This is a genomic window from Mycobacterium sp. E3198 (assembly GCF_001667015.1).
Classification (GTDB): Bacteria; Actinomycetota; Actinomycetes; order Mycobacteriales; family Mycobacteriaceae; genus Mycobacterium.
Genome location: NZ_LZIS01000036.1, coordinates 1 through 12,374, shown reverse-complemented (window position 1 = coordinate 12,374; position 12,374 = coordinate 1). Strand labels below are relative to the sequence as shown.

At 69.0% G+C, this 12,374-nt stretch carries 12 protein-coding genes; 3 read left to right on the top strand and 9 right to left on the bottom strand.

Annotation, left to right across the window (positions count from 1 at the left end; all coding sequences use genetic code 11):
* Window positions 1–1,011, bottom strand: a 1,011-nt coding sequence (locus tag A5673_RS04825) for an NAD(P)H-binding protein (protein WP_068227684.1), incomplete at its 3' end; no start/stop codon positions are given.
* Window positions 1,012–1,067: 56 nt separating this feature from the next.
* Between A5673_RS04825 and A5673_RS04820 the strand changes: the two genes are divergently transcribed.
* From A5673_RS04820 to A5673_RS04810, 3 genes are read left to right on the top strand one after another with little or no spacing between them, the layout of a single operon-like run.
* On the top strand, window positions 1,068–2,156 hold the full coding sequence (locus A5673_RS04820; protein WP_068227681.1) for a type III polyketide synthase: 1,089 nt from the start codon (window positions 1,068–1,070) through the stop codon (window positions 2,154–2,156).
* A 14-nt stretch (window positions 2,157–2,170) separates the two neighbouring features.
* Window positions 2,171–2,674, top strand: a complete 504-nt coding sequence (locus A5673_RS04815; protein ID WP_068227677.1) for an isoprenylcysteine carboxyl methyltransferase family protein — start codon at window positions 2,171–2,173, stop codon at window positions 2,672–2,674.
* Window positions 2,671–3,684 (top strand): NAD(P)/FAD-dependent oxidoreductase, encoded by a 1,014-nt coding sequence (locus A5673_RS04810; protein ID WP_068227672.1) that lies wholly within the window; start codon window positions 2,671–2,673, stop codon window positions 3,682–3,684. The genes A5673_RS04815 and A5673_RS04810 overlap by 4 nt, the downstream gene beginning before the upstream one ends.
* 26 nt (window positions 3,685–3,710) lie before the next feature.
* On the opposite strand, the gene A5673_RS04805 is transcribed toward A5673_RS04810, so the two are convergent.
* The 8 genes from A5673_RS04805 to A5673_RS04770 all read right to left on the bottom strand — a co-directional run.
* Window positions 3,711–4,457, bottom strand: a complete 747-nt coding sequence (locus tag A5673_RS04805) for an enoyl-CoA hydratase-related protein (protein ID WP_068227688.1) — start codon at window positions 4,455–4,457, stop codon at window positions 3,711–3,713.
* 53 nt (window positions 4,458–4,510) lie between these two features.
* The gene (locus tag A5673_RS04800; RefSeq protein ID WP_066914954.1) at window positions 4,511–5,656 is read right to left on the bottom strand and encodes a thiolase family protein; all 1,146 of its coding nucleotides are present in this window, start codon (window positions 5,654–5,656) and stop codon (window positions 4,511–4,513) included.
* 159 nt (window positions 5,657–5,815) lie between these two features.
* The gene (locus A5673_RS04795; RefSeq protein WP_068227670.1) at window positions 5,816–7,300 is read right to left on the bottom strand and encodes an aldehyde dehydrogenase family protein; all 1,485 of its coding nucleotides are present in this window, start codon (window positions 7,298–7,300) and stop codon (window positions 5,816–5,818) included.
* 91 nt (window positions 7,301–7,391) lie between these two features.
* A complete protein-coding gene (locus A5673_RS04790) occupies window positions 7,392–8,609 on the bottom strand; it encodes a cytochrome P450 (protein ID WP_068227667.1) in 1,218 nt (405 codons plus the stop codon).
* Window positions 8,609–9,583, bottom strand: a complete 975-nt coding sequence (locus A5673_RS04785; protein WP_068227664.1) for an SDR family NAD(P)-dependent oxidoreductase — start codon at window positions 9,581–9,583, stop codon at window positions 8,609–8,611. Before A5673_RS04785 ends, A5673_RS04790 begins: the two co-directional genes overlap by 1 nt.
* Window positions 9,576–10,718, bottom strand: coding sequence for a spirocyclase AveC family protein (locus tag A5673_RS04780; RefSeq protein WP_068227662.1), 1,143 nt, complete (start codon window positions 10,716–10,718; stop codon window positions 9,576–9,578). Before A5673_RS04780 ends, A5673_RS04785 begins: the two co-directional genes overlap by 8 nt.
* Window positions 10,719–10,721: 3 nt before the next feature.
* The gene (locus A5673_RS04775) at window positions 10,722–11,840 is read right to left on the bottom strand and encodes an ABC transporter substrate-binding protein (RefSeq protein WP_068227659.1); all 1,119 of its coding nucleotides are present in this window, start codon (window positions 11,838–11,840) and stop codon (window positions 10,722–10,724) included.
* A gap of 64 nt (window positions 11,841–11,904) precedes the next feature.
* The coding region (locus tag A5673_RS04770; RefSeq protein WP_197518291.1) for a CbbQ/NirQ/NorQ C-terminal domain-containing protein at window positions 11,905–12,374 on the bottom strand (470 nt) is incomplete at its 5' end.

Genomic DNA, 12,374 nt, shown 5'->3' with positions numbered 1-12,374 from the left:
GAGCCGGCGGATGCGCAGCGCGTCGCCGCCGGCCCAGGCGGGATCGCTGTCGGCCAGCTGATGGGGATCGGTCAGCGCGTTGACGGGCCTGGGCCGTCTCCCCGACCCGGCCAGCGCCAGGGCGACGGCGTCCTCGACGCCGAGCAGCCCCCCGGGCGGGTCGGGCACGCGGTCGCGCAGCCCGCTGACCGACGCCACCATCGGATGGTCCAGCGATTCGACCAGGTCCGCCGCCAGCCCCGGGGGCACCGGCAGCGCGACGCCGGTGACCAGCGACGCCAGCGCCGGGTCGATCCTGCCGACCGGTAGCGGGGCATGCCACCTGCCCGACACGCGCGCGTACGTCTTCAGCAGCCCCCGGTAGCTGGTGGTGGTCGGCCCGGAGATGTCGTAGGCGCCGGCGGGCACCCGGCCGGGGTCGGCCGCCGCGACGAGGTAGTGCAGCACGTCGCGGATGGAGATCGGGTCGATCGGGTTGTCCATCCAGCTCGGGATCGGAATGAGCGGGAACCGGTCCCCCACGTACCGCATCATCTCGAACGACGTCGAGCCGGCGCCGATGATGATCGCCGCGCCCAGCCACACCAGCTCGGGCCCGTCCTCGACGGTCAGGGCCTCGGCCACCTCGGCCCGGCTGGTCAAATGCTCGGACAGCGCCTCGTCGGCGGGCACGAAGCCGCCCAGGTAGACGATGCGCCCCACCCCGGCGTCCCGGGCCGCCACCGCGACGTTGTGGGCCGCCGCCCGGTCCGCGTCGCGAAAGCCGGGCTGGCCGATGGCGTGCACCAGGTAATACAGCACGTCGATAGGGCCCGCCGCGGCCAGGCCCGCCCGCACCGACTCCGAATCGGACGCGTCGAGGGCGACCGGGATGACGTCGTCGAACCAGCCTAAACGCTTGAGGCGCTCCGGGTTTCGGGTGGCCGTCACGACTTGATGCCCATCCCCCAGCAGCGCAGTGACCAGGCGCGATCCGACATATCCGGTGGCGCCGGTGACCAAAATCCGCATACCCCGACACTAGCCAGAGTTTTGAACCGATGCGGCGCCCGCACCGTGACCCCCACATGGAGGAGATCACCGGGGGCGCTTCTACGCGCGTGCGCATCAACAAACAGACAGCGGACCCGTCCGTCGCGGGCGTGGCCGTCACATTCCCACCGAACCGCTACACGCAGGACGAAACCATCGGGGCACTGACCGACTTCGCCGGTCCGGAGTTCCGGCGTTTTGCGCTCAGCAGTGGAGTGGAGTTCAGGAACATCGCGCTGCCGCTGTCGCGGTACGGCAAGCTGAGCGGCTTCACCGAGGCGAACGACGCCTACATCGAAATCGCCCTCGACCTGGCCGAGCAGGCGATGCTCGACGCGCTCGACCAGGCGAATGTCGAGCCGTCGGAGGTCGACGCCGTTTTCTCGACGACGGTTACCGGGTTGTCCGTGCCGTCGCTGGAGGCGCGGCTGGCGACGCGGATCGGGCTGCGCCAGGACGTCAAACGCATCCCGTTGTTCGGCCTGGGTTGCGTGGCCGGCGCGGCCGGCATGGCCCGGGTGCACGACTACCTGCGCGCGTTCCCCCACGACGTGGCGGCGCTGCTGGCGGTCGAGCTGTGCTCGCTGACCGTTCAGCGCCAGGACAATTCGATCCCAAACCTGGTCGCTTCCAGCCTGTTTGGCGACGGCGCCGGCGTCGTCATCGCGACCGGGGCCGACTGGGAAGCGGCGGGGCCGAGGGTGCTGGCCACCCGCAGCCGGACCTACCCGGACACCGAGGACGTGCTGGGCTGGAACATCGGGAGCAACGGGTTCGGGATCGTCCTGTCCGCCGAGATCTCGACGCTCGTCGAGAAGTTTGTCGGCGACGACATCCGCGCGTTTTTGGCCGACCACGGACTGACCACGGCGGACGTCTCCACCTGGCTGTTGCACGCCGCCGGCCCGAAGGTGATCGACGCGGTCGAAGACGCCTTGGGGCTGGGGCCCGATGCGCTCGAGGTCACCAGAAACTCGTTGCGCAACAACGGAAACCTTTCGTCTGTTTCGGTACTTGATATACTGCACGCCACCATGGCCGACCCACCGTCGCCGGGTTCGATCGGGCTGATGGTCGCGATGGGACCGGGCTTCTCCGCCGAATTCGTCCTGCTGAGCTGGTAGGGCCGGACAGAGCTATGTATTACCTGCTGATCCTTGCGGTCGCCATCGAACGCGTGGCGGAGCTGGTGGTGTCCAAGCGCAACGCGCAATGGTCTTTTGCCCAGGGCGCCAAGGAATTTGGCCAGTCCCACTACCCCGTGATGGTCGTCCTGCACACCGCGCTGCTGCTCGGCTGCCTCATCGAGCCGTGGGCGCTGCACCGGCCGTTCATCCCGTGGCTGGGCTGGCCGATGCTGGCCATCGCGGCGCTGAGCCAGGTGCTGCGCTGGTGGTGCATCACCACGCTGGGGCACCGGTGGAACACCCGGGTGATCGTGCTGCCGAGTGCGCCGTTGGTGCGGCAGGGCCCCTACCGGTGGCTGCACCACCCCAACTACGTTGCGGTGGTGGCCGAGGGGTTCGCGTTGCCGCTGGTGCACACGGCGTGGCTGACCGCGGTCGTCTTCACGCTGGCGAACGCGATGCTGCTCGGCGTGCGCCTGCACGTGGAGAACTCGGCCCTGGGCTACACGTCATGACGTACGACACCGATCTGCTGGTCGTCGGCGGCGGCCCGGGGGGCCTGGCGACGGCGTTACACGCTCGGCGGCTTGGGCTTTCGGTGATCGTGGCCGAACCGCGCGAGGGCCCCATCGACAAGGCGTGCGGCGAGGGGCTGATGCCCGGCGGTTTGGCCGAGCTGACGTCGCTCGGGGTGGACCCGGCCGGCATGCCCTTTCGCGGCATCGCCTATGTGAGCGAACGCCGCCGGGCCGAGGCGCTGTTTCGCGGTGGGCCGGGCCGGGGCGTGCGGCGCACCACGCTGCACGCGGCGCTGGAGGCCCGGGCCAAAGAGCAAGACACCGAATGGATTCGGGCGCGGGTGACCAGCGTCGAGCAGGACGCGCACGGCGTGACGGCCGCGGGCGTGCGCGCGAAGTGGTTGGTGGGCGCCGACGGGCTGCACTCGTCGGTGCGGCGCGCGGTCGGCATCAAGGCCACGGCCGGAACGCCGCGCCGCCACGGCGTGCGCTGGCACTTCAAGGTGCCGGTCTGGTCGGAGTTCGTCGAGGTGCACTGGTCCCGCTGGGGCGAGGCATACGTGACGCCGGTGGAACCCGATCTGGTCGGCGTGGCGATCCTGTCCGGCGGGCGCCCCGACCTGGCCTGGTTCCCGTGGCTGGCCGAGCATCTGAACGGCGCCGACCGCGGCCACGCCCGCGGCTGCGGCCCCCTGCGTCAGGTCGTCTCCCGACGCGTGGCGGGCCGAGTCCTGCTGGTCGGCGACGCGGCCGGCTACGAAGACGCGCTGACCGGCGAAGGCATCAGCCTCGCGGTCAAGCAGGCGGCCGCCGCGGTCGACGCCATCGCCAACGACGCGCCGTCGTCATACGAGGCCGCGTGGCACCGGGTCACCCGCAACTACCGGCTGCTCACCCGGGCGGTGGTGCTGGCCAGCGCGCCGGTGCCGGCGCGCCGCGCCATCGTGCCGGCGGCCGCGGCCCTGCCCGCCGTGTTCGGGCGGGCCGTGAACATCCTGGCGCACTAGCGCCGCGTGGGGGCCGCTCGGATTCTTTAGCGCGCCTGCCAGACCGGCTCCCGCTTCTCGGCGAACGCCAGGGGTCCCTCCCTGGCGTCCTCGGACCTGATCAGGGAGCGCATCTCGCGCACGGTGCGCTCCCAGCCCGGCTCGTCGCCCACGATGACGCCGTCGTCAACCCCGTAGGCGATGCGCTTGCTGGCCTGCACCGACAGCGGCGCGTTCACCGTCACCCGCGCGGCCAGGGCCAGCGCGGCGTCGAGCACGGAACCTTCCTTGACGACCTGGTTGATCAGGCCCCATTTCAGGGCGTCGGACGCGGTGATCGGCTCGCCGGTAAACAGCAGCTCCATCGCCACCTTGCGGGGCAGGTGGTCGACGATCCGGAAGACGCCGCCGGCCGCGGCGATCAGCCCGCGTTTGACCTCCGGCAACCCGAAGGTGGCCCGCTCGTCGGCGACCACCAGGTCGCTGGCCAGCGCCAGCTCGGTGCCACCGCCCAGGGCGGTGCCGTTGACCGCGGCGATCGTGGGCTTGTCGATGAAGTGGTGCACGTAGCCGGCAAAGCCCCACTCGCCGTGCTCGGGGTGATACAGGTTCTCCCGCCGCGCGATCGCCTTGAGGTCGGCCCCGGCGCAAAATGACTTGTCGCCCGCGCCGGTGATCACCACCGCCCGCACGCCCGGGTCGTGCTGCGCCTGCTCCAGCGCGTCCCCGACGCCGATGCTGACGGCGGCGTTGATCGCGTTGCGGGCCTCGGGCCGGTTGATGGTAATGACCATCACGTTGCCGCGAAGCTCGACGAGCGCTCCGGGCCGGTCGTCGTCGGTTTGGCTCACAGGAGCTCGACGATGGTGGCGTTGGCCTGGCCACCGCCCTCGCACATCGTCTGCAGGCCGTAGCGGATTCCCTTGTCGCGCATGTGGTAGAGCAGCGTGGTCATCAGCCGTGCACCCGAGCCGCCCAGCGGGTGGCCCAGCGCGATGGCGCCGCCGTTCGGGTTGAGCTTCTTCTCGTCGGCCCCGATGTCTTTCAGCCACGCCAACGGAACCGGCGCGAACGCCTCGTTGACCTCGTAGGCCCCGATGTCGCCGATCGAGAGGCCGGACTTTTTGAGCGCCTTCTGCGTCGCCGGGATGGGCGCGGTCAGCATGATCACCGGGTCGGCGCCGGCCAGTACCGCGGTGTGCACCTTGGCGATCGGCGTGAGGCCCAGTTCCTTGGCCTTCTCGGCCGACATGAACAGGAGTGCGGCCGAACCGTCGGTGATCTGCGAGGAGTTGCCGGCGTGGATCAGCCCGTCCTCCTTGAACGCCGGCTTCAGCGACGCCATCTTTTCCATCGGGGTGCCGCGGCGGATGCCCTCGTCCTTCAGGACGACGTTGCCGTCCTGGTCCTTGATGCCGACGATCTGGTCGTCGAACGCGCCCGAATCCTGTGCCGCGGCGGCCTTTTCGTGGGACCCCAGCGAGAATTCGTCGAGCGCGAGCCGGTCGAAGCCCCACTGCTCGGCGATCATCTCGGCACCGAGGCCCTGGTTCGGTGTCTTGTGGTAGCGGTCCTTGAAGGCCTGCGGGTAGGGATTTCCGCCGCCGGCCAGCGAGGAGCCCATGGGGGTGCGCGACATCGACTCGACACCGCCGGCGACGACGACATCGTAGTGGCCAGCGACCACACCCGCGGCGGCGAAGTGGATGGACTGCTGGCTCGACCCGCACTGCCGGTCGACGGTCACGCCCGGCACCGTCTCGGGCCAGCCGGCGGCCAGCAACGCGGTGCGGCCGATGTCGAGAGCCTGTTCACCGGCCTGCATGACACAGCCCCAGATGACGTCGTCGACGATGCCCGGGTCGATCCCGGCCTTGTCGACCAGCCCGTTGAGGACCTGCGCGGACAGGTCGGCCGGGTGGACGCCCGACAGGCCCCCGTTGCGCTTGCCGAGCGGTGAGCGGACGGCCTCGACGATGACGGCTTCAGCCATGGTGGTGTCTCCTTTGACGTGTGGGTCTTGCGTCGATTGTCAACCAAGGGGTTGGACGGGCGAAGGCCGGGTGGGCGAAGCCGCCGCCGAGCGTGCGCAAAATGACGCGCCGCACGGCGTGTCGATGTACGAACACGCACCCTCGCGGCGGTCGGCGGATCAGCCGGCGGGGTAGCCCACCGACTTGACCTCGGTGTACTGATCGAATCCGGCGACGCCGTTCTGGCGGCCGACCCCGCTGTACTTGTAACCGCCGAACGGGGTGTCGGCGCCGTACGGCGCGCCGCCGTTGACGCCGATGAACCCGGCCCGGATCCGGCGGGCCACCGCCAGCGAGTGCTCGAGGGAGCCCGACATCACGTTGCCGGCCAATCCGTAGCGGCTGTCGTTGGCGATCCGGATCGCGTCCTCCTCGTCGTCGAACGGGATGACGGACAGCACGGGCCCGAAGATCTCCTCCTGGGCGATCGTCATGGAGTTGTCGACGTCGGTGAAAAGCGTTGGCCGGACGAAGAATCCCTTGTCGAAGCCGGTGGGCGCGTCCGGTCCGCCGACCAGCGCGGTGGCGCCCTCCTCGACGCCCTTGCGGATGTAGCCCATCACGCGGTTGCGCTGCACCTCGGAGATCACCGGGCCGCACAGGGTCCCGGGGTCCTGCGGGTCACCGCACGTGACGTTCTCGTAGATGCTCTGCAGGATCGCCACGCCCTCGTCGTAGCGGGACCGCGGCAGCAGCATCCGGGTCGGGTTGGCGCAGCCCTGCCCGGCGTGCATGCACGGCGCGATGCCGATCGCGCAGGCCATCCCGAAGTCGGCGTCTTCCAGCACGATGGTCGCCGACTTGCCGCCGAGTTCGAGGAACAGCCGCTTCATTGTCGCCGCGCCCTTTTCCATGATCCGCTGGCCGACCGTGGTGGAACCGGTGAACGAGATCAGGTCGACCTTGGGCGACAGCGTGAGTTCCTCGCCCACAAAGTGATCCGATGCGGTGACGACGTTGACGACGCCCGCGGGGATGTCGGTCTTCTCGGCGATCAGGCGGCCCAGGCGGGTCGCGTTGAACGGCGTGTTGGGCGCCGGCTTGAGCACCACCGTGTTGCCGGTGCCCAGCGCCTGGCCGAGCTTGTTGAGGGTGACCTCGAACGGGAAGTTCCACGGCACGATCGCGCCGACGACGCCCACCGGCTCCCGCCAGACCTTGATGGAGGTGTTCGTGCCGGTGAGGCTGATCACCCGGTCGCCGAGGTCGGTTTCCCAGGCGTACTCGTCGATCAGCCGGGCCGGGTATTTCAGCCCGTCCTGCAGCGGCGCGTCCAGTTGCGGGCCGAACGTGATCGCCCGGGGGGAGCCGACCTCGAGGATGAGCTCCTCGCGCAGCTCCTCCTTCTCGGATTCGATGGCCTCGTGCAGCTGCAACAGGCAGCGCTTGCGCAACTCCTTGTTGGTCGACCAGTCGGACTCGTCGAAGGCGCGCCGGGCGGCGTCGATGGCCCGGTGCATGTCCTCCTTCGACGCGTCCGCGACCTCGCCGAGCGGCTCCTCCGTCGCGGGGTTGATGTTGGTGAAGGTGCCGGCCTGACCCTCGACGAGCTTGCCGTCGATCATCATCTTGGGCTCGAAGCGGACCTTTACAGCCTCGGTCATGTTTGTCACTCTCTTCTGAGTCGTTGAGGGGGCTACAGAGAGCCTTACCGGAACCTAGCCGATTGGCAAGGTGCAAACGCTGCGGGGCTGGTTACTGGGGGTCGAACAGCACCGGAACCGAGGTAGGCGAGCGGAAAACCTGTCCTCGGATGTGCGGGTCGTCGCCATCGGGGTCGAGCCGCAGGTTCGGCAGCCGGTCGAGCAGCAGGTTGACCGCGGTCCGCATCTCCAGGCGCGCCAGGTGCATGCCGAGGCAGACGTGCACCCCGTGCCCCCAGCCCAGGTGGGCCCTGGCTTGCCGGAAGATGTCGAAGGTGTCCGGGTCGGGGTAGCGGTCCTCCTGCCGGTTGGCGGATCCCAGCATCGGCATCACCGTCGCCCCGGCCGGGATCGCCACGCCGCCGAGCTCGGTGTCGCGGGTCGCGACCCGGGTGATGGTCAGCAGCGGTGGTTCCCACCGCACACCCTCCTCGATGGCCTGCGGCAGCAGCGACCGGTCGGCGCGGATCGCGTCCAACTGCGCGGGATCCGACAACAACGCCAAAAGCAGGCTGCCCAGCGATCGGTAGGTCGTCTCGACGCCCGCGGGCAGCAGCAGCCGAAGGAAGGAGAAGATCTCTTCGTCCGCGAGCTTTTGCCCGTCGATCTCGGCCGCACCGAGCGCGCTGATCAGGTCCTCCTTCGGCTCGGCCCGGCGGGCCTGCAGTATCGGGGCGAAGTAGTCGCACAGCGCGGCCGACGCCGCCAGCCCCCGCTCCGGGTTCATCAACCAACTCAGCAGCGAGATCGACCACCGCTGGAACTGGGGGTAGTCCTTCTCCGGCAGGCCCAACAGTCCCGCGATGATCTGGCTCGGATAGTCGAAGGTGAACTCCTTCACCAGATCCGCCTTGCCGTGGGGCGCGAAGTTGTCGATCAGGCCATTCGCCACCCGGCCGACCAGCTCGTCCTGCCAGCGCGCCAATGACTTCTGCGAGAACGCCTTTGACACCAACGAGCGCAGCCGCCCGTGCACCGGTTCGTCCATGCCGAGCATCACACCCTCGCCCAGCACGGGGCCGAACGCCGCGATGACGGCCGCCGAGGAAAACGTCTCGTTGTCGCGCAACATCTGCTGGACGTCCTCGTGGCGATACACGATGAACATCGGCAGCGATTCCTCGTGCGGCAGCGCTCCCGACGTCTCGAGTCGCTGCACCGGTTCCTCGCGTCGCAGCCGCGCCAACTCGGTGTAGGGGTCGCGCACGTCACCGGATATCGCGTCATCGAAGGCGCCGAAATCCTCCAGGTCGTCGAAAAGCTGTTCCATTACCGCTCCTTCGGTCCCAACCGCCGCAACACCGGTGCGGGAATGACTCGTGCCGCGAGCACCATCGCTTTTTGGGCCGTCGTCAACGGCCACGCCGCGCCCCGCATCGAGCCCCGCCGCGGAATGCCGAGCACGATCCGCGACACCTGGTGCATGCCCGACGCCGGAAGAATCCTATTGGCGGCCAACAACATCGAGGCGTCCGGGCCGACGCCGCGGCGACGGAACGCCTGCCGGTCGTCCAGCGCCTTCAGCAGGCCGTCGGTGAATCGCTCGGGCGGCCGGGCCAGCTTCATCGCGAAGCGCCCGCGGGTGTTCATGGTGGTGTGGATCCGGGCGTAGGGGCCGCCGAAATCGCGATTGTCGGTGGTGCCCGCGTCGGTGATGATCTCGGTGTCGTACATGCCGGCCACCAGGACGGTGACGCCGAGCCCGAAGGGCGCGATCTCGCACGCCATGGATTCGCCCCACCGCTCCAACGCTCCCTTGGCCGCCGAGTACGGCGCGGTGGCCGGCTGCCCGCGCACGCCGGCCGCGCTGGAAACCAGCACGATTCGGCCCTCGCCCGCCGCCCGCATCGCGGGCAGCAAGGCCTGGGTGAGCGCGACGGGGCCCAGGACGCTGGTGGCGAACATCCGCTGCCACAGCGCCATGTCGGTCTCCTCCACCACGCCGGCGGCGGAGATGCCCGCGTTGTGCACGAGCCCGTAGGGCGCGCCCACGGCCTCCTCGATCGCCTTGGCCGCCGCGGCGATCGACGCGGCGTCCGTCAGGTCGAGCTGCACCCCGATCAGCCGGTCGTCGTCTGCACCGGCGCCCTCCGATCGGATGGCCTGGCGCAGCGACGCCATCCCCCGGTCGGGCGTGCGCATCGCCGCAACGACCCGCCACCCTTCGCGGTAGAGCCGGACGGCCGACGCGAACCCCAGTCCGCGCGACGCACCGGTGACGACGACGGTGCGCGGCTCAGCCATGCGCGCCCGGGGTGGCGCATGCGCCTTCGCCTGGCGGCGGCGGCTCCACCTGAGGTCGGCCGTGGGGCTCCCCGCTTGCCCAGGTCGACCAGATGCCGACCGAGTAGGGGCCCCGCGCGCCGGCCTTCTCGTAATAGCCTTGTGGGTCATACACTTTCGCCTCGGGGTAAGGCCACGGGCACGCGACAGACGTCGCCGCGTGGCTGGCCTTGATCGCCCAGAACCACGCCCCGTAGGCGAAGTAGGACACGTTGATGATGGCGAACATCACCAGGAACGTGCCGAGCACCGGGCGGCTCGGGAAAACCTTGGCTTTCGCGGCAAGCTTTTCCGCCACCGACTTTCCGGTGTCGTCGCGGTAACACAGGATCGCCGCGGGCACCATCACGAACGTCACCGAGAACGACTCCCAGATCAGCGGGAACTGAAATGTGGTGCCGGTGAACACCGAACCCCACGGAATCACCTGAGAGTAGATGTACATGCCCATGTGGACCAGCTGGATCTCCAGCCACGCATCGAAGACGAAGCCGATGGCACAGGTCAGCACGCCCAGGCTGACCAACGGGTGCCGCGACACGAAAGCCCCGGGCCCCCGGCGCGCCTGCAGTTTGCGTAGGATCCAGATCGCCGGAAAGTACGGGCCGAAATAGAAAGTGACGTAACCGAACACGACGAACGGTTCGACGGTCGGCGACAGCGACACCAGCGGCCACGACTCCGGCCAGTGGATGAGGTCGGGGTTGTAGACGGCGAACGGCGACCAGTTCATGATCGGGTCCTGCCACACGATCAGCGTGGTGCACAGGAACATCAGCATCACCGGGCTGCCCGGATTGCGGCGCCAGCCCCTGATGAACACGACCAGCAGCACCAGCAGCATGATCACGGTCGAAATCTGCAGGAACGCGATGTAGTCCAGCCCGAAGATGAACCTCACCGGCCGCGGCCGGCCCTGCACGTTCGGGTTGGCGACGCGCGGGTCCAGCGCGACGCGGCAGTTCGCGATGAAGAAGAGCGCGAACGCGGCCAGGGCGGCGCCGGCGACCCAGCCGCCCCACCCACGCTTCTCGCCCCGCTGCGGAGATGCCGACTTCTCCTCTGCGACGGGCGGTGTGGACTGTTCGGTTGACACGAGTCAGCCTTCCTCGCCGAAGCGATCGACCAGATGCGAGTTGACGCCGTCGGCGTCGAGGCTGCGGGCCACCAGGTAGCCGGCGCCCATCCAGGCCCGGCGCGTCCACTTGCCGAAGGACACCCGGGTGCCCGGCGCGCCGGAGGCGGCGGGCATCATCTTGACCCGCTCCAGCGCTTCCTTGACGCCGCGCGGGCTGAGCGGGTGCGCGTCGGCAAATGCGCGCGCGAGCGTGGCGGCGACGTCGCGGTTGACCACCAGCACGCAGTATTCGGGACGGCTGCCGTCGTACTTCGCGGCATACCGGTCGAGGAAGTCCTGGCCGAGCCGGTTCGCCTCGTCGTACTGATCGACCCCGACCCAGCCCATGAAGGCATCCCACATGATCGGGTTCACCCAGGCGTTCTGGAAGGCCGTGGTGGTGAACCGCGGCGGGTCCCAGTCGACGGCCTGCAGCGCCGGGTTGATGAACACGATCCCGAAGCCGAAGCCCAGGTGCACGATCGCCTCGGCCTTCGCGTCGTGCAGGGTGCGCACGGCCTCGTTGATGTCCTGCGCGGTCTGCGCGATCGCCGCCTCCGCAACGATGCGAATCCCGTTGCGCCGGCACGCGCTTCGCAGGTTCTTCAGGTAGCTCTCGCCGATCAGGTTCTGCTCGACCAGGACCCCGATTTCGGTGAGCCCGCGTTTGGCGGCCAGGTCGGCGATGAAGATCGGCTCGTCGGTCATGGATCCCTGCGGGAACGCGAACGTCCATTCACCCAGCCAGTCGTCGGTGCCGGTGACGCTGATCGCCGGGACCTTGAACCGCTCCTCGATCGCCTCGCGGGTGGGCACGCAGTTGTCGGTGATGTGCGGGCCGAACACCACCAGGCAGCCCTCGTCGACGAGCTCGCCGAAGGCATCGATCACCGCCTTGACCGAGCCCTTGGGCAACCCCTCCACCTCGCGGTAGATCATTTGCACCGGGCGATCGATCAGACCCTGCTCGCGGGCTTCTTCGAAGATGAGGTCGAAGCACCGCGTGAAACTCGCCATCAATTCCTCGGGGAATCCCGGCGGCAGCGCGAAGTCCATCAGGTAGCCGACCTTGATCGGTTCCGCGCTGCTTTCGTAGGACATTCCGGCCTCCGGACGTAAACCTAATATTTGTTCAGACCCTAGCCGCGGCGGTATACAGCGTCAATCATTCGGCCGCCGCGCCCAGGTAGATCTCGATCATCTCGCCCAGCGCTTTGCCGACCGCCGCGTCGTCGGTGAGCGGCCCCGCGACCGCCGCGCGGGCCGCCTCTGGCAGGGTCAGGCCCTCCGCGACCAGCCTGCCGGCCGCGATCAGCACCCGGGTCGACGCGACCTCACGCAGCCCGCCGGTTTCCAGGCGGCGGATGGCCGCTCCGAGACGCACCAGTTCGGCCGCGGTGGACGCGTCCACGCCCGCCTCGTGCGCAATGATTCCCTCTTCGACATCGGCTGCGGGAAAACCGAATTCGATGGCGACCATCCGCTGGCGCGTCGAATCCTTCAGATCCTTGAGCACGCTTTGGTAGCCGGGGTTGTAGGACACCACCAGGCCGAACCCGGGCGCGGCGTCCAGCGTGATGCCGAGACGTTCGATGGGCAGCTGGCGCCGGTGGTCCGCGAGCGGGTGCAGCACCA

What these genes read in the sequence shown, in the direction of transcription:
- A5673_RS04815 (WP_068227677.1), top strand. Translation starts at nt 2,171, where the DNA reads ATGTATTACCTGCTGATCCTTGCGGTCGCCATCGAACGCGTGGCGGAG.
- A5673_RS04785 (WP_068227664.1), bottom strand. Translation starts at nt 9,583, where the DNA reads ATGGCTGAGCCGCGCACCGTCGTCGTCACCGGTGCGTCGCGCGGACTG.
- A5673_RS04810 (WP_068227672.1), top strand. Translation starts at nt 2,671, where the DNA reads ATGACGTACGACACCGATCTGCTGGTCGTCGGCGGCGGCCCGGGGGGC.
- A5673_RS04775 (WP_068227659.1), bottom strand. Translation starts at nt 11,840, where the DNA reads ATGTCCTACGAAAGCAGCGCGGAACCGATCAAGGTCGGCTACCTGATG.
- A5673_RS04800 (WP_066914954.1), bottom strand. Translation starts at nt 5,656, where the DNA reads ATGGCTGAAGCCGTCATCGTCGAGGCCGTCCGCTCACCGCTCGGCAAG.
- A5673_RS04805 (WP_068227688.1), bottom strand. Translation starts at nt 4,457, where the DNA reads ATGGTCATTACCATCAACCGGCCCGAGGCCCGCAACGCGATCAACGCC.
- A5673_RS04820 (WP_068227681.1), top strand. Translation starts at nt 1,068, where the DNA reads ATGGAGGAGATCACCGGGGGCGCTTCTACGCGCGTGCGCATCAACAAA.
- A5673_RS04795 (WP_068227670.1), bottom strand. Translation starts at nt 7,300, where the DNA reads ATGACCGAGGCTGTAAAGGTCCGCTTCGAGCCCAAGATGATGATCGAC.
- A5673_RS04790 (WP_068227667.1), bottom strand. Translation starts at nt 8,609, where the DNA reads ATGGAACAGCTTTTCGACGACCTGGAGGATTTCGGCGCCTTCGATGAC.